This is a genomic window from Streptomyces sp. NPDC001415 (assembly GCF_053597395.1).
In genome coordinates this window covers 221,254-240,547 of the sequence record NZ_JBSFIE010000004.1, presented here as the reverse complement: position 1 = coordinate 240,547, position 19,294 = coordinate 221,254, and the positions used below count along the sequence as shown (strand labels likewise).

General features: G+C 70.4%; 19 protein-coding genes. 9 read left to right on the top strand and 10 right to left on the bottom strand.

The annotated features are described in order from the left end of the window. Positions 1-70: 70 nt before the first annotated feature. The 3 genes from tdh to ACWC2B_RS07300 are packed head-to-tail and all read left to right on the top strand — an operon-like array spanning position 71 to position 3,259. On the top strand, positions 71-1,099 hold the full coding sequence (tdh, locus tag ACWC2B_RS07310) for an L-threonine 3-dehydrogenase (RefSeq protein WP_450715459.1): 1,029 nt from the start codon (positions 71-73) through the stop codon (positions 1,097-1,099). 42 nt (positions 1,100-1,141) lie between these two features. Beyond that, the gene (locus ACWC2B_RS07305; protein WP_450715458.1) at positions 1,142-2,323 is read left to right on the top strand and encodes a glycine C-acetyltransferase; all 1,182 of its coding nucleotides are present in this window, start codon (positions 1,142-1,144) and stop codon (positions 2,321-2,323) included. A gap of 21 nt (positions 2,324-2,344) precedes the next feature. Then, positions 2,345-3,259 carry a LysR family transcriptional regulator gene (locus tag ACWC2B_RS07300; RefSeq protein ID WP_450715457.1) on the top strand — a complete coding sequence of 305 codons (915 nt, stop codon included), beginning with the start codon at positions 2,345-2,347 and terminating at the stop codon, positions 3,257-3,259. A gap of 12 nt (positions 3,260-3,271) precedes the next feature. Here ACWC2B_RS07300 and ACWC2B_RS07295 read toward each other — a convergent pair whose 3' ends face one another. Then, positions 3,272-3,640 carry a hypothetical protein gene (locus ACWC2B_RS07295; protein WP_450715456.1) on the bottom strand — a complete coding sequence of 123 codons (369 nt, stop codon included), beginning with the start codon at positions 3,638-3,640 and terminating at the stop codon, positions 3,272-3,274. Positions 3,641-3,747: 107 nt separating this feature from the next. Next, complete coding sequence (locus tag ACWC2B_RS07290) at positions 3,748-4,221, bottom strand: ATP-binding protein (RefSeq protein WP_450715455.1); 474 nt, start codon at positions 4,219-4,221, stop codon at positions 3,748-3,750. A 207-nt stretch (positions 4,222-4,428) separates the two neighbouring features. Here ACWC2B_RS07290 and ACWC2B_RS07285 point away from each other — a divergent pair, with 207 nt between their 5' ends. From ACWC2B_RS07285 to ACWC2B_RS07275, 3 genes are all read left to right on the top strand, one after another. Continuing rightward, the gene (locus ACWC2B_RS07285) at positions 4,429-5,289 is read left to right on the top strand and encodes a helix-turn-helix domain-containing protein (protein WP_450715454.1); all 861 of its coding nucleotides are present in this window, start codon (positions 4,429-4,431) and stop codon (positions 5,287-5,289) included. Continuing rightward, positions 5,290-5,556, top strand: a complete 267-nt coding sequence (locus tag ACWC2B_RS07280) for a DUF397 domain-containing protein (RefSeq protein WP_450715453.1) — start codon at positions 5,290-5,292, stop codon at positions 5,554-5,556. It abuts the gene before it with no gap. A gap of 70 nt (positions 5,557-5,626) precedes the next feature. Further along, complete coding sequence (locus ACWC2B_RS07275) at positions 5,627-6,433, top strand: SAM-dependent methyltransferase (protein WP_450715452.1); 807 nt, start codon at positions 5,627-5,629, stop codon at positions 6,431-6,433. Between the two features lie 30 nt (positions 6,434-6,463). Here ACWC2B_RS07275 and ACWC2B_RS07270 read toward each other — a convergent pair whose 3' ends face one another. Beyond that, positions 6,464-8,239, bottom strand: coding sequence for a hydroxysqualene dehydroxylase (locus tag ACWC2B_RS07270; protein ID WP_450715451.1), 1,776 nt, complete (start codon positions 8,237-8,239; stop codon positions 6,464-6,466). Between the two features lie 239 nt (positions 8,240-8,478). Here ACWC2B_RS07270 and ACWC2B_RS07265 point away from each other — a divergent pair, with 239 nt between their 5' ends. Then, positions 8,479-9,789 (top strand): RNA-guided endonuclease InsQ/TnpB family protein, encoded by a 1,311-nt coding sequence (locus tag ACWC2B_RS07265; protein WP_450715450.1) that lies wholly within the window; start codon positions 8,479-8,481, stop codon positions 9,787-9,789. On the opposite strand, the gene ACWC2B_RS07260 is transcribed toward ACWC2B_RS07265, so the two are convergent. The 4 genes from ACWC2B_RS07260 to ACWC2B_RS07245 form a co-directional block, all read right to left on the bottom strand. Further along, on the bottom strand, positions 9,719-10,378 hold the full coding sequence (locus ACWC2B_RS07260) for a hypothetical protein (RefSeq protein ID WP_450715449.1): 660 nt from the start codon (positions 10,376-10,378) through the stop codon (positions 9,719-9,721). The two genes, ACWC2B_RS07265 and ACWC2B_RS07260, sit on opposite strands and share 71 nt — an antisense overlap. A gap of 180 nt (positions 10,379-10,558) precedes the next feature. Beyond that, entirely contained in the window at positions 10,559-11,164 is a 606-nt protein-coding gene (locus tag ACWC2B_RS07255) for a GOLPH3/VPS74 family protein (protein WP_450715448.1), read from the bottom strand. A 275-nt stretch (positions 11,165-11,439) separates the two neighbouring features. After that, on the bottom strand, positions 11,440-12,687 hold the full coding sequence (locus ACWC2B_RS07250) for a hypothetical protein (RefSeq protein ID WP_450715447.1): 1,248 nt from the start codon (positions 12,685-12,687) through the stop codon (positions 11,440-11,442). A gap of 20 nt (positions 12,688-12,707) precedes the next feature. Then, positions 12,708-12,920 carry a hypothetical protein gene (locus tag ACWC2B_RS07245; protein ID WP_450715446.1) on the bottom strand — a complete coding sequence of 71 codons (213 nt, stop codon included), beginning with the start codon at positions 12,918-12,920 and terminating at the stop codon, positions 12,708-12,710. A 452-nt stretch (positions 12,921-13,372) separates the two neighbouring features. On the opposite strand from ACWC2B_RS07245, the gene ACWC2B_RS07240 reads away from it, so the two are divergent. Together ACWC2B_RS07240 and ACWC2B_RS07235 are read left to right on the top strand one after the other, a co-directional pair. Further along, entirely contained in the window at positions 13,373-13,792 is a 420-nt protein-coding gene (locus ACWC2B_RS07240) for a YchJ family protein (protein ID WP_450715445.1), read from the top strand. Between the two features lie 130 nt (positions 13,793-13,922). After that, complete coding sequence (locus ACWC2B_RS07235; protein WP_450715444.1) at positions 13,923-15,170, top strand: FAD-dependent oxidoreductase; 1,248 nt, start codon at positions 13,923-13,925, stop codon at positions 15,168-15,170. Between the two features lie 10 nt (positions 15,171-15,180). On the opposite strand, the gene ACWC2B_RS07230 is transcribed toward ACWC2B_RS07235, so the two are convergent. The 3 genes from ACWC2B_RS07230 to ACWC2B_RS07220 form a co-directional block, all read right to left on the bottom strand. Continuing rightward, positions 15,181-15,798, bottom strand: a complete 618-nt coding sequence (locus ACWC2B_RS07230) for a TetR/AcrR family transcriptional regulator (protein ID WP_450715443.1) — start codon at positions 15,796-15,798, stop codon at positions 15,181-15,183. An 84-nt stretch (positions 15,799-15,882) separates the two neighbouring features. Continuing rightward, entirely contained in the window at positions 15,883-17,961 is a 2,079-nt protein-coding gene (locus ACWC2B_RS07225; protein ID WP_450715442.1) for an MDR family MFS transporter, read from the bottom strand. 109 nt (positions 17,962-18,070) lie between these two features. Beyond that, the gene (locus ACWC2B_RS07220) at positions 18,071-19,075 is read right to left on the bottom strand and encodes an urea transporter (protein ID WP_450715441.1); all 1,005 of its coding nucleotides are present in this window, start codon (positions 19,073-19,075) and stop codon (positions 18,071-18,073) included. Positions 19,076-19,294: the final 219 nt, after the last annotated feature.

Sequence of the window (19,294 nt, the reverse complement as noted above, 5' to 3'; positions counted from 1 at the left end):
CCCTCAGTCCCTACGTCCGGCCACTGATCCGTGGCCGGCCGCCCCTCTCCGTACGCCGGGAGCCCCGCCCATGAAGGCACTTGTCAAGCAGCACGCCGAAGCCGGACTGTGGCTCATGGACGTTCCCGAGCCGGAGACCGGGCCCGGTGATGTGCTGATCAAGGTCCTTCGCACCGGCATCTGCGGCACCGACCTGCACATCCGCTCCTGGGACGGCTGGGCGCAGGGCGCCGTCAGGACCCCGCTGATCCTGGGCCACGAGTTCGTCGGCGAGGTCGCCGCCATCGGCGCGGACGTCCAGGACATCGCGGTGGGCGACCTGGTCAGCGGCGAGGGTCACCTGGTGTGCGGGAAGTGCCGCAACTGTCTGGCCGGGCGCCGCCACCTGTGCCGCGCCACCATCGGCCTGGGCGTCGGCCGCAACGGCGCGTTCGCCGAGTACGTGGCGCTGCCCGCCTCCAACGTGTGGGTGCACCGCACCCAGGTCGACCTCGACGTCGCCGCGATCTTCGACCCGTTCGGCAACGCCGTGCACACCGCGCTGTCGTTCCCGCTGGTCGGCGAGGACGTACTGATCACCGGCGCGGGCCCGATCGGCATCATGGCCGCGGCCGTCGCCAAGCACGCCGGTGCCCGCAACGTCGTCATCACCGACGTCAGCGAGTCCCGCCTGGAGATCGCCCGCAAGGCCGGCGCCACCCTCGCGCTCAACGTCGCCGAGCACGACATCGCCCACGCCCAGCGCCAGCTCGGCCTCAAGGAGGGCTTCGACATCGGCCTGGAGATGTCGGGCCGCCCCGAGGCGATGCGCGACATGGTCGCGAACATGACGCACGGCGGCCGCATCGCGATGCTCGGCCTGCCCGCGCAGGAGTTCGCCGTGGACTGGGCGAAGATCGTCACCTCGATGATCACCATCAAGGGCATCTACGGCCGCGAGATGTTCGAGACGTGGTACGCCATGACCGTGCTGCTCGAAGGCGGCCTCGACCTCAGCCCCGTGATCACCGGCAAGTACGGCTACCAGGACTTCGACGCGGCCTTCGACGAGGCCGCCACCGCCCGCAGCGGCAAGATCATCCTCGACTGGACCGTCTGAGCCCCGCCCGGACCCACCGGACACCCCTAGGAGCCCCCGAGCATGTACGCGAACGTCCGCGACGACCTCCAGAAGACCCTCGACGAGATCAAGGAAGCCGGTCTCTTCAAGCCCGAGCGCGTGATCTCCACCCCGCAGAGCGCCTCCGTCTCCGTTCCGTCGGGCGACGTACTCAACTTCTGCGCCAACAACTACCTCGGCCTCGCCGACCACCCCGACGTGATCGCCGCCGCCAAGGACGCCCTGGACCGCTGGGGCTACGGCATGGCCTCGGTCCGCTTCATCTGCGGCACCCAGGACGTCCACAAGGAGCTGGAGGGCCGCCTGTCGGCGTTCCTCGGGCAGGAGGACACGATCCTCTACTCCTCCTGCTTCGACGCCAACGGCGGCGTCTTCGAGACCCTCCTGGACGCCCAGGACGCGGTCATCTCCGACGCCCTGAACCATGCCTCGATCATCGACGGCATCCGCCTGTCCAAGGCGGCCCGCTTCCGCTACGCCAACCGCGACATGGCCGACCTGGAGGCCAAGCTCAAGGAGGCGTCCGGGGCCCGGCGCCGCCTGATCGTCACCGACGGCGTGTTCTCCATGGACGGCTACATCGCGCCGCTCCAGGAGATCTGCGACCTCGCCGACCGCTACGACGCGATGGTCATGGTCGACGACTCGCACGCCGTCGGCTTCACCGGCCCCGGCGGCGCCGGCACTCCCGCCCTGCACGGGGTGAGCGACCGCGTCGACATCATCACCGGCACCCTCGGCAAGGCGCTCGGCGGCGCCTCCGGCGGCTATGTCGCCGCCCGCGCCGAGATCGTGGCCCTGCTGCGCCAGCGCTCCCGCCCGTACCTGTTCTCGAACTCGCTCGCCCCGGTCATCGCCGCCGCATCGCTCAAGGTCCTCGACCTCCTGGAATCGGCCGGTGACCTGCGCGAGAAGCTCGCCGCCAACACCTTGCTCTTCCGTACGAAGATGACCGAGGCGGGCTTCGAGATCCTGCCCGGCGAGCACCCCATCGCGCCCGTCATGATCGGCGACGCGGCGGAGGCGGCCCGCATGGCCGAGCTGCTCCTGGAGCGCGGCGTGTACGTGATCGGCTTCTCCTACCCGGTGGTCCCGATGGGCGCGGCCCGCATCCGCGTCCAGCTCTCGGCCGCGCACTCCACCGAGGACATCGAGAAGACGGTGGCCGCCTTCATCGACGCGCGCGCGTCGATGAAGGGCTGACGCCCGGGCGACAATGGCTGGGTGATCGACCCCCGCCGGCTCCGCATCCTGCGTGCCGCGGCGGACCACCGCACGGTGACCGCCGCGGCAGCAGCGCTGTATCTGACCCCCTCCGCCGTCTCCCAGCAGCTCGCCGCCCTGGAGCAGGAGACCGGGCACACCCTGCTGACCCGCAGCGGCAAGGGCGTACGGCTCACGGCCGCCGGCGAGATCCTCCTGGAGCACGCCAACGCGGTCCTGGCCCAGCTGGAGCGGGCCGAGGCGGAGCTGGCCGCCTACGCGGGCGGCGCGGCCGGAGAGGTCACCGTGGCCGCCTTCGCGACGGGCATCGCGGAGGTCCTGGCGCCCGCGATCACGCGGCTGCGCGCGAGCCACCCCGCGATCCGGGTCCGCGTACGGGACGCCGAGGGCGACGAGGCGCTGCCGCTCGTCCTGGACGGCGAGGCCGATCTCGCGCTCGCCGTCGAATACCGGGGCGCGCCCCGCGAGGACGACAGCAGACTCTCGCGCGTCCCGCTGTACGCCGAGCCGTTCGATGCCGTACTGCCCGCGGCGCACCCCCTCGCCCAGTCCCCGCAGGTGCCCCTCTCGGCCCTCGCCGACGACGACTGGATCGGGCCCTACCCGGGCAACCCCTGCCACGACGTGATGCTGCTCGCCTGTGAACTCGCGGGATTCCAGCCCAAGTTGGTGCATTGGTCCGACGACTTCCGGGCGGTGGTCGCGCTGGCGGGCGCGGGCGCGGGTGTGGCCCTCGTGCCGCGGTCCGCTTTGAGCGGCATGGAGCGGAAGGACACGGTGGTACGTCCCGTGGCGGGCCCCGCGGCGACCCGCCGGGTGTTCGCCGCGGTCCGCAGGGGGGCGGAGGGCCATCCGCTGTTCCGCCCGGTTCTGGAAGCGCTGGCCGAGGCGGCCGGTGGCCTGCCGACCGACTGACCCCCTACGTCCTCACACCCAGGCCGGCGCCGTGCCCGTCAGCTGGCAGACCACCAGGTACAGCGGGATCGGCGGGGTGTAGGGCGTCGTGCCCTCCGGGAAGTTGATCAGGCGCGGCCGGTCGGCGTCCGGGACCACGGCCCCGGGGGCGTAGCGCACCGGCCGGGGCCAGGGCAGATCGTGGTCGGAGCCGGCCGGCACGATCCACCACCACCAGTCGGCCGAGGCGAAGACGCAGCCGGACCGGGGCAGCCGGGACAGCAGCCGGAATCCGTGCGCGGCGGGCACCCCCACCGCGTCCCGGCCCAGCGTCGCCGGCCGGACGGCCGGCAGCAGCACCCCGCCGCCCGTTGGAGCGGCGGAGCCGCCGGGCCCGGGCACACCGTGCGCACCCCCACTGCGCACGGGGCCACGGGGCCCGGCGGTTCCGGACCCATCGGGTCGCGGGCCCTGTCGCCCGGACCGGGGTCCCCAGGGAAGCATTTCTCTCAGCACGGCCGGCCCGCCTCGCCCGGCCCGCCGTGCGCGAGCTCGGCCCAGACGATCCGGCCGGGCCCGTACGGGGCGTCGTGCGCACCCCACGCGCTGCTCACCGCGTCCACGAGCAGCAGCCCGCGTCCACGCTCCTCGTCGTCGTCCGAATAGCACAGGCGCGGCCCCGCGGAGCCGCAGCCCAGGTCCCTGACCGCTATCCGCAACACCCGCTGGAGATCGGTCAGTTCGCACAGTATGTGGTCGCCGGCGGTGTGCACGACGGCGTTGGTGACGAGCTCCGAGATCACCAGGGCGGCGGTCTCGTGAAGGTCCTCGTGGTGCCCCCAGCCGGTCAGCATCTCCCTGCTGCGCCGCCGGGCGAGGGAAACCGAATCGGTACGGGCCGGCACGTCGAAGGCGTACCGCCGCACAGCGGTCCCGGAGCATGCGCCTGTCAGCTGGGGGATGAGCGCGTTACCAGGAGCCACGACCGGAATCCTCACAGTGGGGAAGCGACACCCGGCGCGGCCTCCCCCAAGGCTGCGCACGAACACCGCGTGTGAACTGGTTCACCCGACCTACCTTGTACCCACGGCGGACACTTGGCAAGGGGCACTCTGAAAATTGCAGAGTGCCGTTCTCCTCTCTGCAACGACATGGCACACTGCTCGCAACAGCGCGTGGGGAGGTCTGAAGTGAGTGAACCCCGGTCCGCCCCGACCGTGGGCCAGGTCGTGCTGGGCAGACGCCTGCAGGACCTGCGCGAGCGGGCCGGCCTCAGGCGCGAGGAGGCGGCCAAGGTGCTGCGGGTGGCCCCGGCCACCGTCCGGCGCATGGAGATGGCCGAGGTTTCCCTCAAAATCCCTTACGTAGTGCTGCTGCTGCAGGCGTACGGCATCGGCGACGAGGAGGCGGAAGGCTTCATAGCCCTCGCCGAGGAGGCCAACAAGCCGGGCTGGTGGCAGCGCTTCCACGACATCCTGCCCGACTGGTTCAGCATGTACGTCAGCCTGGAGGGCGCGGCCTCGCTGATCAGGTCGTACGAGCCGCACTTCGTGCCCGGGCTGCTGCAGACCGAGGAGTACGCCCGCCACGTGATGCGCAGCGGGGCGCTCGGGGCAACCAGCGAGGCCGACATAGAGCGGCACGTGGCCCTGCGCATGGAGCGTCAGTCGCTGCTCACCCGACAGGACGCCCCGCGGCTGTGGGTCGTCATGGACGAGACGGTGCTGCGCCGCCCGGTCGGCTCGGCGCAGGTGATGCGGGACCAGATCGACCGCCTCCTGGAGGCGTCGAAGCTGCCCAACGTCACCGTGCAACTGGCCGAGTTCGCCACCGGGCACCATCCGGGGACGTACGGACCCTTCGTCCTCTTCCGCTTCGCCGTGCCCGAACTGCCGGACATGGTCTACAGCGAGTACCTGACCGGCGCCGTCTACCTCGACGCGCGCCCCGAGGTGGCCACCCACCTGGAGGTCATGGACCGCATGGCGGCTCAGGCCGCGACTGCACAACGCACGAAGGAGATCCTCAAGGATCTCCGCAAGGAGCTGTGAATGGATCACATATACGACGGCGGGCCGGCGGACGGGCACATCTACAACGGCATGCCCGCCGCCGAACTCGGCGCCGAGGGCTGGCACAAGCCCTGGAGCGGCGGCAACGGCGGCAACTGCTTCGAAGCCATGAAGCTGGCCGACGGCAGGGTCGCGGTGCGCCAGTCGGCCGATCCCGAGGGGCCCGCGCTGATCTACACCCCCGGTGAGATCGCGGCCTTCATCGAGGGCGCGAAGTCCGGCCAGGCCGACTTCCTGCTGACGTGATCCCCTTCTCACGCCTCAACTGCCCTGATTCCCCCACCTGTTCACTGACCTTCATCCCCATGGAGCGCACATGACCGGGCAAGACCGCACCGCCGTGACGATCGACACCAGCAAGCCCCATCCGGCCCGGGTGTACGACTGGTTCCTCGGCGGCAAGGACAACTACCCGGTCGACGAGGCGCTCGCCGAGCAGCTCCTCGCCCTCGACTCACGCGGCCGGGACATCGCACGGGTCAACCGGGCCTTCATGCACCGCGCCACGCGCTGGCTCGCCGAACAGGGCGTGCGCCAGTTCCTGGACATCGGCACCGGCATCCCCACCGAGCCCAACCTCCACCAGGTCGCCCAGGCCACCGCGAGCGACGCCCGCATCGTGTACGCGGACAACGACCCGATCGTGCTGCGGCACGCGGAGGCCCTGCTGCGCTCCACCCCCGAAGGCGTCACCGAGTACATCCAGGCCGACGTCCGCGAACCCGAGCGCATCCTCGAACTGGCCCGGGGAACCCTGGACTTCGACCGTCCGGTCGCGCTCTCGCTGATCGCGCTGACCCACTTCATCGGGGACGACGACGATGTGTACGGCGTCGTCGACCGCCTCCTGGGTGTCCTCGCGCCGGGCAGCTATCTGGTCCTGTCGCAGATCACCGGCGACTTCGACCCGCAGAGCGCGGCCCGGGCCGTGGAACTCTACAAGAGCGGCGGCGTCACGCTGCGGCCGCGGACCAAGGCCGAGGTCGCCCGGTTCTTCGACGGCCGCGAACTGGCCGCCCCGGGCGTCGGCCTGGCCGCCGCCTGGCACCCGGAGCTGGGTGAGCCGGCGGCCGAGGGCGACGCGACGATCCCGGTGTACTCGGGCGTGGCTCGCAAGGTATGAGGGCGCGGGGCGGGCCCGCGCCCTCACCTCTCACCCCACGTCGAAGACGTTCGGCAGACCGAGCCGGTAGCGCAGCCGGTCGTCTCCCTTCAGGAAGTCGAGCTCCGGCGCGCTGTAGAGCGGGGTCACCGTGCAGCGCGGCGCCGTCGAACCCACCCTGTCCAGAAGGGCGTTGGCGGCCAGGCGGCCCGAGGTGTTGGCGCCCTCCATCGTGGCCAGGTCGATGGGAACGGCCACGTAGTCGCCCGCGAGATAGAAGTTGGGGATCTTCGTGGCGGCCGACGGGCGGTTGTGGAAGGTGCCGGTGGGGTGTATGAGCAGCTCGTCCTCGTTGTGCGGGTTCGGCGTCCCGATGCCGGAGACGCCCGGGTCCAGGAACCAGGAGTGCAGCCTGGAGTCGCTGAGGACCGTCTTTCCGGTGTCGTTGAGCGCGGCCTTCAGCTGCGCCCACACCTCGCGCGCGACCTCTTCGCGCGTGCACTGCTTGGCCGTCTTCCCGTACAGGATCCCGGGCTTGTCCCATTCGGAGATGTCGACCGAGAGGCAGTCGGCGACCGTCCCGTCGCCGTAGCCGGCCGCGAAGGGCTGCCGCGGCCAGTGTTCGGCCTGCGCGATGGCGGTCAGTGACCACTGAGAGTCGATGCAGTCGACGTGCCCGTGCACGATGTCGGGCCGCTCCGTCAGATAGAACTGAATGCCCGTCATCCAGTCCGTTCGCAGCTGGTCGCAGCGTGCCAGCTGCGGGTCGGCGGCGCGCATCGCCGCACTCCAAGTGAGCCGCGCGTGCTCCACGGGCAGCGCCGAGACGTAGTGGTCGGCGGTAACGGTCCGGACGGTTCCGCTCTCGTCCTCGACCTGAATACCCGTCACCTTGCCGCTGCCGTACGTGACTTCGCGTACGGTCCAGCCCACCTTGAACTCGACGCCCAGCGAACGCAGTTGAGTGACCCACGGGTCGATCCACGCCTCGTTGGTCGGCGCGTTGAGAATGCGGTCGAGGGGCCCGTCCGCCCCTCGGCCCAGCGCATTGAATACGAAGGCCTCCAGCAGGCTGCCCACCGTGCGGGTGCTGGCCTCCTCGGCCTTGGTGGCCACGATGTTGCGGGTGACGCCGACGGCGAGGATGCGCTGGTAGTCGTAACTCATCTGCGCGGCCCGGGTGAACGTCCACCAGGGCGTGGACTCCCACTGGTGGTCGCGGCGCTCCTGGCAGCTGGTGAGGAAGACCGCGAGCCGGTCCACGAAGTAGGCGACCTCGCGGGCGGGCAGCCGCTGGAAGGTTCCGAGCACCCCGGTCAGGGCGCGGCGGATGTCGTCGAGGGTGAGCGGCTGGGGCGTACCGGCCCCTGGCATCGGCAGGCGCAGATCCTCCTGGCCGGTCCGCGCGAACATCATCTCCTTGGGCGCCACCAGGTTGTCCCAGACCCCGTGCTGGTTGCCGGGGAACGGGATCCGCCGCATCGTGTCCGGCAGGTTGTGATAGATGCCGGGGATGAAGCGGAAGCCGTGCTCGGCGGGCAGTGGCTTGCGGCCGCCCTTCGCGCTGTCCGGTACGTCCATGGAGCGGGCCTTGCCGCCGAGTGCCCGGCGCTCGAAGAGCGTCACCCGGAAGCCGCGCTCGGCCAGTTCGTGGGCGGCCGTCAGTCCGGCGACCCCGCCGCCGAGCACGGCGACGCTCCGGCCGCCCGCCGCCGATGTGCTCGCAGCGGCCGAGGCGGCGGGCGCCTCGAACCCGAGGGCGGCCGCCGCGCCCGCCGCTGCCGTACCCGCGACAAAAGTCCGTCTCGTGCTGCCCGTGCGCGCCACGGTGCCCCCTATTACCGGTGGTAACGGTCACGTCCGGCGCAGGAGCATACGGTCGCCGCGTCGATCCCGGAAGGTGGATGGGGCAGCTGATTAACGGCAGTTACCTGGCGATCTTGTGTGAACGTCCCGCCCTTCATGGCGGGAATGGCGTGCATCTCCCACAGTCACGTTCGCCGTTGGGCTCCCTCGGCTCGCTCATTCTCCTGATCCAGGAGGTCAGTTCTCGTAGGCTCGTGTGCATGCACTTGCGCTACGACTACCGTGCATATCCGGACACTTCGCAGCGTCGTGCGCTGGCGAGTGCCTTCGGGTGTGCACGTGTGGTGTGGAATGACTGCCTGCGTGACCGGAGGGAAGCGCATGCGGCGGGGCTGCCGTATGTGAAGTCGGCAGAGTTGTCCCGGGTTCGTATCGCGCAAGCGAAGCGGACCGAGGAGCGTGCTTGGCTCGCCGAGGTGTCGGCGGTCGTTCTGCAGCAGTCCCTGCGAGACTTGGACACTGCCTACAAGGGCTTCTTCGGCTCGGTCAAGGGCAAGCGCAAAGGCCCGAGGGTGGCTCCTCCTCGGTACAAGTCGAAGAAGGACTCCCGGCAGTCCATCCGCCTCAACGCCAACGCGTTCTCCGTCCAGGGAAACGGTACGGTCTATGTGGCCAAGGTCGGGAACATCAAGGTGAAGTGGTCGCGGACCCTGCCAGCCGCACCCACATCCCTGACTGTGACCGAGGATTCCTCGGGCCGGTACTTCATGAGTTTCGTCGTGGACACCGAACTCGACATCCTGCCCGTGCTGGATACGGAAGTCGGCATCGACCTGGGTTTGACCACCTTCGCCGTTCTCTCCGACGGCACGCGCATCAGTTCGCCCAGGTTCCTGCGCCGCGCCGAGAAGAAGCTGAAGCGGTTGCAGAGGGGCCTCAACCGCAAGGCCAAGGGTTCGAAGAATCGAGTCAAGGCTCGTGTCAAGGTCGCGCGGCAGCACGCCCGCGTGGCCGACCGTCGCCGGGACTGGCACCACACGGCATCCACGCAGATCATTCGCGACAACCAAGCGGTGTATGTGGAAGACCTCGCGGTGTCCGGCCTCGGCCGCACCCGGCTGGCGAAGTCCGTGCACGACGCCGGCTGGTCGGCGTTCGTGAACATGCTGGAGTACAAGGCAGTCAAGCACGGGCGGTACTTCGGGAAGATCGGACGCTTCGAGCCGACCTCCCAAGTCTGCTCCGCGTGCGGCGTCAAGGACGGCCCCAAGCCCCTCCACGTCCGCCAATGGACGTGCCGGGCGTGCGGAGCCGTCCACGACCGCGACGACAACGCCTCCCAGAACACCCTGGCCGCCGGACGGGCGGACAGGCTAAACGCCTCGCAGAGCGCAGATAAGACCAGGACGAAAGTCCCGGCACAGCGCGTTGAAGCAGGAAGCCACCCAGACGGTCAGCCGACCGCAGCAGGAATCCCCGACCGTCAGGTAGGGGAGCACGTCAAGAGACGAACTCCTCGTCTCCGTAACGGACTTGGGCCTTGGTCCAGTCGACGCCCAGTGACTTGGTGAACTTCTGGGCCAGCGGCAGGTCGGCGAGCGGGGCGATGAGGGTGAGCCGGCCGTCGAGGGTCACCGAGCCGCCGCCCAGCTCGTCGCGGGCCTCCGGGTCCGCGACCAGTGCGTCATGGAGCTGCGTCGCGGAGACGCCGGGCGCCTGGATCTCCACCGCGTCGGTCTCCGGTGACGTACGCGGCAGGCACCGGAAGGTCAGCACCGACTCCTGGTGGTACTGCTTGGCGATGACCCCGGCGATGTGGTGAAGGCCGTCGCGGCCGACCCTGTTGACATCGAACTCGCGCGAGCGCTCATAGGTGGCCTGCTTCAGGTCACCGGACCAGAAGACGCCGTCGAGCAGCTTCGAGGCGCCGGGCCGGGCCCCGTTGGCACGGATGATCCCGCGCACTTCGTGGTCGAAGTGGGTGAGCCGGGTCCTGAGCCGCGGGTCGGCCGGATCAGTGATGATCGCGGTGTTGTTCGTGGCGAAGACCTCCGCCGTCGGACAGCCGTGCCCCGTCGGAGCGGCCTCGGCGGTTCCCGCACCCGCCACTCCCAGCGTCAGGGCCCCGACCGCGACCAGGACGCGCAACCTCTGCTTCATGCCTCAACTCCCTGCCCCATGGCTCACGTTGCTGCGCCGATGGCGCATCTGGATCACCGTAGGGCTCTCGCGCAGGGTTAATCGCGGTAACTCCACGTATGGCCGATATCGAGTGGTTGTACCGGAGGGTGAGGGGGCGGGCGAGGCGCGACGCCCGCCCGGGCTTGGGTCACCGGCGGGTCACTGGCCTCGCCAGACGTTGTCGAAGGCCGCGTCCTCGATGCTGCGCCGCTGCCGCACGCCCGCCAGTTCCGTCACCGCGTCGTCGACGGCGGCCAGCACGGTCACGACCGCGTCGCCCGTGCGGTCCGCGAACTCCTCGGGCGGCTCGTCGCGGAGCCGGGCGGCGGCTGCGAGACCGGTGAGGACGGGCTCGCCCGAGGCCCAGCGCTCCACCGCGCGACGCCGCTCCGGCGAGTCGGCCACCGCGGTGCGGCCGGTGCTCAGCGGAATCCAGCGCCGGTGCTGCCGGGTGACGCCTCCGTCCGTTTCGAGCGCGGCGAGGTAGGCCGCGTACAGGCCACGACCCCGGCGCCAGAGCCAGTCCTCGACGGACTCGTACGGTGTCTGCCGGGCGAGGGCCGCCGCCGCTTCGGTCAACTGCCGGTCATCCAGCGCGCGCGGCAGACCGGGGACGATGCGGTCGCCGTCCAGGGTGAGGACCTCGGCGTCGGCGAGGTCGAGCAGTTCGGCTCCGGCGAGGGCCAGGGAGAGGTCGCCCTGCTCGACGGGGCGGCGGGTGGTGACGTCCAGGCTGACGAGCAGCAGGTCCCGTGCTGTGGTCATGTCGGATTCCCTGTCGGAGGCGTCGATGGGCGTCGGTTCCGGGTCCGGGGTGTGGCCTGTCGGGCTCGGCGCCTCACCACCGTGCGGTCGCGGGAAGCCGACGCGCGGACGGGCGCCGGGGAGTTCACCGAGGACGCTGAGGAGTTACGCAAGGGGCGCGCTGCCATGCGCGGATCCTAGTGAGATCGGGTGGGATCCGGGAGTGTGCCTCACCGTCGGCGCCCGCCTTGGGGGAGTGGTGGATCCGCCGTGAGTAGCGCCCTCCGATCCCCCTGTCAGATGGCGTAGTGCCAGGCGGTCAGCATGTAGGCGCCGTACCAGGAGCCGAACAGGGAGGCTGCGGTCAGGACGATCGCCGTGGTACGCGGGCGGGCGTGGCTGAGGCCTCGGGCGAGGGGGATGAGGAAGATCAGGGCGGGGACCACCAGGCGGAGTTTGGAGTGGTAGTAGTTGCTCTGTCCGAGGGTGAGGACGAGGATCGCGGTGCCGTAGACCAGGAGCGGTGGCCAGGTGCCGCGCTGCCAGGCGAGGGCCGTGGCGGCGATGAGCGCCAGGAGCAGGACAGCGGTGCTGACGGGCACCCAGCCGTCGGCCTCGGTGAACGCGTAGCCGAGGAAGTGCCAGAACGAGCTGCCGTTGTCCCAGCGGGTGTCCCAGCCGGCCCGCTGGATCGTGAACCATGCGTCGGGGCGGTCGAGGCGTCGGCCCACCCACCACAGGTAGGCCGGGGTTCCGGCGCAGGCCAGGACGAGGGCGGTGACGGGGCGCCAGGTCAGGCGGCGTTCGCGTATCAGGTGCATCACGACGGCCACGGCCAGCGCGACGGCCACGGCCGCGGCGGCGGGCCGGGCCAGACCTGTCAGGAGGCCGAACATGCCGGCGGTGAGCCACGCCCTGCGGTGGGCGGCCACGAGGGTGGCGGCGGCCAGGGCGAGGAACAGCGACTCGCTGTAGGCCATGAGGAAGGAGATGGCCATGGGCTGGGCGCAGGCCAGCAGGATCGTGGCCAGGGTGGCGGTGCGGCGGTCGTAGAGCCGGCTGACGAGGACGTGGACGGCGACGAGTGCGGCGATCATCGCGAGGTGAGCGGCCACCAGTGCCGCGGTGCCGTAGCCGAGACCGGTCAGGGCGTGGACGGCGCGGATCAGGGCCGGGTAGGCGGGGAAGAACGCCAGGTTGTTTCCGGCGACCTTTCCGTCGGCGTCATGGGTGAAGCTGTCGGGGTAGCCGTCCTGGGCGATGGCCCGGTAGAGATCGCCGTCCCAGGAGAGCAGCTTGTCGTGGACGCCGGGTGCGCCGGGCGGGCTCATGAGCGCAAGGAGTACGAGGTGCAGGACGGCGGAAGCGCCGTAGATCACCAGCCCCGGCCCTGCCGCGTGCCAGGCTCTGTGCGGCCAGGTGTTCCTGGCGGGGGTGCGGGGCGCGCCCTTGGGGGGATGGGCGGTCGGGGCGGCGGGAGCGGTGTGCTGGGTTTCCGGCGATATTCGCTGGGCGCTGATCGCTGTGGTCGTCGAAGTCTTCATGAGGCTTTCTTGGTAGGCGGTCAGCGTGGTCGGGCGTCGAGCGATGCGGACGGGCGGGCCGGCGGGTCGCAGCCGTGGTACGGCGCGGCGCACAGACCATGCCGTACGGCCGGCAGGCCCCGGTCCGTGCTCGCGGCGCCGGTCAGGACGAACCGGCCTCGGGCAGGCCTCGGACCGAGGAGGCGCGGCAGGGCCGGGACGGTGCGGCACTCGGTGAACTCCTCCTCGGTCAACAGCGGCCCAGCTCCTCGCGTGATCGGTTCTTTGACATGCCTACGCCTGGGAGGGGGTGCTCGGTTGACCCACGAGACGCACATCACACACCCGGCGGCCTCCCGAGCGCGTGCCCGCGTCGCGAGCGCAGCGACCAGGAATCCCAGGAACCCAGGCAACCCGAGGTGTCCAAGGAAGCCGACGAACCCCGAAAAGCGCCGGCCAGGGCAGCACCGAGACGGCGTCCCGGCCCAGAGGTGAGAGCCCCGCCGGGTACCTGCGAGCGAGACACGAGAAGACCCGCTTTCCCGACCCTCACCACGACTAGATCATCCCATCGCCCCTTTTTGGGGACTCACCCCGGCTGGGAGCGGATGCCGATGCCGATGCCGAGGCAGATGGGGAGGCGGCCCGGCCGCACGTGCCCCGATGACGATGCCGCTGAAGCCGGCCCCTGTGATCAGATGAGGCCATGTCCCGTCGCACCAAGCGCCCCGCACGTTCCGCCGTCCCCAAGTCCTGTCCCTGCGGGCTGCCCGCCGCCTATGCCGAGTGCTGTGGCCGTTATCACTCGGGCACGGCCGCCGCCCCCACCGCCGAGGCGCTGATGCGCTCGCGGTTCAGTGCCTTCGCGGTGCAGGACGGGCCGTACCTGATGCGCACCTGGCACCCGGACACTCGGCCCACCGGCATCGACTTCGACCCCGGCATGCGCTGGACCCGACTGGAAATCCTGGACACCGCCGACGGCAGCGCCTTCCACTCCACCGGCACGGTGACCTTCCGGGCGCACTACACCCACGGCGGCGAGCCCGGCTCCCTGCATGAGCAGAGCCGGTTCTCGCGGGTCGACGGGGCCTGGGTCTACCTCGACGCCGTCTTCACCGACTGACCCGAAGCGGGCCTGAGAGCGCACCCCGCACCCGGCCTCCCCAACTTGCCTACCGATCGGTCAGACTGCTGACCGGTCGGTTAGAGTCGAGCCCGATCACATCCGCATCACGGGAGAGGGAGTGGTGAACGTGAGGGCTGCGGAGCCTGGGCAGCGAACGACCTGCTGCATCGTCGGCGGGGGGCCGGCGGGGATGATGCTCGGACTGCTGCTCGCCAGGGCCGGCATAGACGTGACGGTCCTGGAGAAGCACGGCGATTTCCTGCGGGACTTCAGGGGCGACACGGTCCACCCCTCGACCCTGCGCCTCCTGGACGAACTCGGCCTCGGAGAGCGCTTCGCGGCGCTGCCCGCGCGCAGGCTGGAGGAGATGCGCATGGAGATCGGTGACACCACCGTCGTCATGGCCGACTTCCGCCGCATCCCCGGCCCGCACAAGTACATCGCGATGGTGCCGCAGTGGGACTTCCTCGGCCTGCTCGCCGAAGCGGCGTCCAAGGAACCGTCGTTCACGCTGCGCATGCGCACCGCGGTGACCGGCCTGCGCACCGACGGCGGCCGCGTCACGGGAGTGCGGTACGTGGACGAACACGGCCGCCCCGGCGAACTGGCCGCCGATCTCACGGTGGCCTGCGACGGCCGGGACTCGGTCGTGGCCCGCCGAGCCGGACTGTTCCAGGACGAGTTCGAGGTGCCGATGGACGTCTGGCAGGCGCGAGTGCCCGCACCCGGGGGAGGCGTCAAGGAGGGCCGTGTCTTCGCCCGCTTCGGCGGCGGTCAGGCGGCCGTCACCATGGACCGGGGCGACTACTACCAGACCGCCTACCTCATCCCGAAGGGGCAGGACGAGGCGCTGCGCGGCCACGACATTCAGTGGCTGCGCGACCGACTCGGTGAACTCTTCGGCTGGGACGCGGAAGTGACCGCCGCGATCCGCTCCTGGGACGATGTGAAACTGCTCGACGTGACGATGGGGCGGCTGCCCCGCTGGTACCGGGACGGTCTGCTGTGCATCGGCGATGCCGCCCACACCATGTCCCCGGTGGGCGGAGTCGGCGTCAACCTGGCCGTCCAGGACGCGGTCGCCGCCGCCCGCATACTCGCCCGCCCGCTACGTCAACGGGCCGTCACCGTACGGGAGTTGGGGCGCGTCCAGCGTCGTCGCGGGCTGCCCGTGACCGTCGTGCAGAAGCAGCAGCGCGGCGAGCACGACCTGCTGCTGAAGCCCGCCCTTGACGGGACGCTCCGCGGTGACCGGCTTCCGCTGCCCCTGCGCCTGGTCCGGCGGTTCCCGGTGCTGCGCGGCGTGACCGCGTACCTCGGAGGCGTCGGTGTACGGCCCGAGCACGCACCCCAATACGCCCGTAGTAAAGGCTAGTTGAGGGGTCTCAGCGTTCCACGGCGAGCAGCGTGAAGGTCACCAGTTCGGCCGCGGCCGCGTCCAGGTCGAGCTCGGGGTGGACGAGCCAGTGCGCGATGACGCCGTCGATCGCCCCGCCGATGGCGAGCGCCACCGTACGCGTGTCGAACTCGCGGAAACCGCCTGTCTCCTGACCCTTCGTCAGTAGGTCTGCCAGTCCTTGCCAGCGGCCGGCGGTGTCGTGCGAGCCCGGCGTCTTCAGCTTGGTGCCGCCCTGGTCGTCGAGCAGCATCTCGACGATCACCCGCACATGGCGCCGGTTGGCCTGCTGGTAGCCGATCATCGCTCGCACATAGGCGACGAGGGCGGCCTTCGGGTCGGCCTCGCGCTCGACGCGTTCGGTGACGTACGCCATGAACTGGCCGAGGACGTGCGCCAGGGTCGCCTCGGTCAGCTTGTCCTTGGAGGCGTAGTGGTAGAGGACGGCCGCCTTGGAGACGCCGGCCTGTTCGGCGATGGCGGCGAGCGAGGTGGCCGGGTAACCGCGGGTGGCGATCGAGTCGATGGTGGCCTCGATCAGCTGGCGGCGGCGGGCCTGTTCGGTGAAGGTGGGCCGGTCCGGATCGGCACTCCGACGAGCGCACATCGCGCCACCACCCCTTGCTCCGAACTCCCTGACCTGCCGTTTCCCTCGACCGTATCAGGCGCCGTCCGGGCGCCGCCGACCCGCTCAGACGCGGCTTACCGCACCCGCACCCACCTTCTCGCGGACGGAGGGCAGTCCGTTCGCCAGGTCCTCGGCCAGCAGCCGCTTGGCGATGGCGTCGGCGGCGGCGCGGAGTTCCGCGCTGCGCGGGCGGCCGCGGTCCTTCTCCAACTGCTCGTTCAGCCACGTCGACCAGGACTCGGTGATGGCCGCGACCTCGCGCTCACCGGCCGGGGTGTGCGAGAAGTAGTTGCCCTCGCGGCTCAGGAACCCCTCGTCGACCATCCGCTGGAACACCGGCACGAGCACCTCCGGTGGCACATGGCGGCGAGATGCGATCAGGCCGAGGCTCGCGTGCCCGACCATGCGCGTGTACTGCTCGACCTGCATGACCGCCCAGGCCCCCGCCACGTCGAGCCGAGTGTCGGACGCCGCCACGATCCGCCGCGCGGTGGTCATGTCCGCGCCCCGCACGATCTTGCCGACGGCGAGTTCGAGCACCTTCGCGGAGTCGCCCGTGGTCGGCTGCGCGAAGCCCTCGCCCATGTCGGTCGAGGCGGACCGCACGGTGTCGCGCAGCTCGACCTGCTTGAGGAACAGCGCCACCAGGAAACCCACCGCGGCGACCGGCACCGTCCACAGGAACACCGTGTGCAGGCTGTCCGAGTACGCCCGCACGATGGGGGCGGCCGTCGCCGGGGGCAGTTGGTGCAGCCCGCCCGGAGACTGCGCGGCCTGCCCGAGCTGGGCCGGATTCGCGCCGCTGAGCCTCGCGGCCGCGGCCACCGCGTCCTGGAGGTTCGGCTTCAGGGTGTTGGCGTAGATGGTGCCGAAGACGGCGGTGCCGAACGAGCTGCCGAGCGTACGGAAGAAGGTGACACCGGAGGTCGCCGTGCCCAGGTCCGCGTAGTCGACGGTGTTCTGCACGGCAATGGTGAGGACCTGCATGCACAGCCCGATGCCCAGGCCGAGCACGAACATGTAGAGCGATTCCAGCCAAGCGCTGACGCCCGGCCCCATCAGCGACAGCAGGTACAGGCCCACACCCATGACGAGGGCGCCGACGACGGGGAAGATCCGGTACTGGCCGGTCTTGCTCACCACGTTGCCGCTGAAGATCGACGCGATGAGCAGGCCGATGACCATGGGAAGGGTGCGCACACCCGAGACGGTGGCCGAGTCGCCGTCGACGTACTGGAGATAGGTCGGCAGGAACGTCATCGCACCGAGCATCGCGAAGCCCACGATGAAGCTCAGCACCGAGCACACCGTGAAGACCGGGTTGCGGAAGAGGCGCATCGGCAGCATCGGTTCGACGGCCCGGGTCTCCACCCAGCAGAACAGGGCGAGCGCGATCAGGCCGCCCGCGAACAAGGCGATGATCGTGGGTGAGCCCCAGGCGAACTCGTTGCCGCCCCAGCTCGTCGCCAGGATCAGGGCGCTGGCCCCGGCCGCGACCAGACCGATGCCGAGGTAGTCGATGACGGGCTTGGCCACGGAGCGGACCGAGGGGATGTTCCGGGCCGCCGCGATCACCACGAGGATCGCGATGGGAACGTTGACGTAGAACGCCCAGCGCCAGCTCAGGTGGTCGGTGAAGAGCCCGCCGAGCAGCGGCCCGATGACGGTCGAGACGCCGAACACGGCGCCGATCGCCCCCTGGTACTTGCCGCGTTCGCGCAGCGGGATCACATCGGCGATCAACGCCATCGCGGTCACCATCAGGCCGCCCGCGCCGATGCCCTGGAGGGCCCGCCAGGCGATGAGGAGCGACATGTTCGTGGCGAGACCGCACAGGAACGAGCCGGTGATGAAGGTGATCGCGGAGACCTGGAAGACGACCTTGCGGCCGAAGAGGTCGCCGAACTTGCCGACGAGCGCGGTCGCGACGGTCTCCGCCAGGAGGTAGGAGGTGACCACCCACGACATGTGCGCGGCGCCGCCGAGGTCCGAGACGATCGTGGGGAGCGCGGTGCCGACGATGGTCTGGTCGAGCGCGGCGAGCAGCATCCCGAGCATGATCGTCCCGAACACGATGTTCCGCTGCCGGACATCGAGCACGGGTGGCGAGGACACGGGTGCTGTACCGCTGGCGGTGGTCACACTGGCACCCTCACACCGCCGCAGGTGACACGCATGCGGTGTAGGCCGGGTGAGTGAAGCGCCGGAGGGCTTCCTGAGAGCCCGTGTCCGAACGTTCGGGCGCAGGCTCTCAGGCGCCGAGCACGACGTCGGAGCCGACCGGCTCGGTCAGGGGCAGGACGGCCGGCGCCCCGGTGCGGTGGAGCCTTGGCAGCGCGGGTACGGAGGCGACGAACACCAGGGTGGTGAGAACGAACGGCCACGTGAAGGAGTGCCCGCCGGCCGGTGCGAACATCGCGTTGAGGGCGGGCCCGAGCACGGTCGCCGTGGCCGCCCCGGCCACCGCGAAGCCGAGGCTCCAGCGGTCGGCCGCGAGCAGTACCCCGCACAGCGCCATCGCGACGAGCACGGCGTTGTAGCCCATGGTGCCGTCCACGATCCTGGCGGTGGGGGCGCCGAGCACCCAGGCGGTCAGCACTCCGACCGCGCTGCCGACGCAGGCCATCGCCCCCGCCGTCCGGCTGGCCGCGAAGATGCCGACGAGGAAGATCAGGCCCACGTACCACTGCGGCATGAGGAAGACCTGCGCGATGTTCGCGAAGAACGCGCGAGCCACGTCGTCGACGGCCAGGGCGACCGTCCCCTTCGCGGCCCGGCTCAGTTCGGCCGTCGCCGGACCGCCGTGCCACACCCGCTCGAAGGCGGGCGCCGCGATCGTCATAGCGCTCGCCACCAGGCAGAAGGGGAGCGTCAGGGAGGGCAGGCCCCAGCCGCGCAGCAGGGTCGTGGCGGCCGCGGTCACCACGGTGACCACCGCGCAGCCGCCCGCCGCGAGCACCATCGTGGACGCGTACCCGGGCCCGAGGAACACCGCGAAGCCGACCGCCACGAGACAGGCGTTGAACCCCTCAAGGCCGGCCGACACCCTGCCCCGGTCCACCCCGAGCAGCCGCGCGGTACCCGTGCCGATCGCGGTGCCGATCAGCCCGTAGAGGCCGTACCGCCAGCCCGCGGTGAACAGCGCCACCGTGAAGATCGCCCCGGTCAGCGCACTCGGCATGAATTCCACCTGCGCCTGGCCGCGCAGCACCTGCACCGCGAACAGCCTCCCTCGTCGTGCCCGCGGTATCCGCACGTGACCCTCCCCCTGACCACCAAGAGACCTGTCCACCAAGAAATCTGACCACCGGCAAACCTGACGGCTAAGAAATCGGCCCGTAACAGCCAAGCGCACAGTAAGGGGTGGCATAGGGGACTTAGCAAGGGACATACATCACCAGAATGTGGCATAAAAGCGCCCGGAATCCGCGCCGCCGGAAAGGTTTGTATACGACGACAGCGCGGAGGGGGCGGT

Excerpts from the sequence above, each read along its gene's own strand:
- ACWC2B_RS07275 (WP_450715452.1), top strand. The coding sequence starts at position 5,627 with ATGACCGGGCAAGACCGCACCGCCGTGACGATCGACACCAGCAAGCCC.
- ACWC2B_RS07255 (WP_450715448.1), bottom strand. The coding sequence starts at position 11,164 with ATGACCACAGCACGGGACCTGCTGCTCGTCAGCCTGGACGTCACCACC.
- ACWC2B_RS07265 (WP_450715450.1), top strand. The coding sequence starts at position 8,479 with ATGCACTTGCGCTACGACTACCGTGCATATCCGGACACTTCGCAGCGT.
- ACWC2B_RS07250 (WP_450715447.1), bottom strand. The coding sequence starts at position 12,687 with ATGAAGACTTCGACGACCACAGCGATCAGCGCCCAGCGAATATCGCCG.
- ACWC2B_RS07280 (WP_450715453.1), top strand. The coding sequence starts at position 5,290 with ATGGATCACATATACGACGGCGGGCCGGCGGACGGGCACATCTACAAC.
- tdh (WP_450715459.1), top strand. The coding sequence starts at position 71 with ATGAAGGCACTTGTCAAGCAGCACGCCGAAGCCGGACTGTGGCTCATG.
- ACWC2B_RS07240 (WP_450715445.1), top strand. The coding sequence starts at position 13,373 with ATGTCCCGTCGCACCAAGCGCCCCGCACGTTCCGCCGTCCCCAAGTCC.
- ACWC2B_RS07305 (WP_450715458.1), top strand. The coding sequence starts at position 1,142 with ATGTACGCGAACGTCCGCGACGACCTCCAGAAGACCCTCGACGAGATC.
- ACWC2B_RS07260 (WP_450715449.1), bottom strand. The coding sequence starts at position 10,378 with ATGAAGCAGAGGTTGCGCGTCCTGGTCGCGGTCGGGGCCCTGACGCTG.
- ACWC2B_RS07230 (WP_450715443.1), bottom strand. The coding sequence starts at position 15,798 with ATGTGCGCTCGTCGGAGTGCCGATCCGGACCGGCCCACCTTCACCGAA.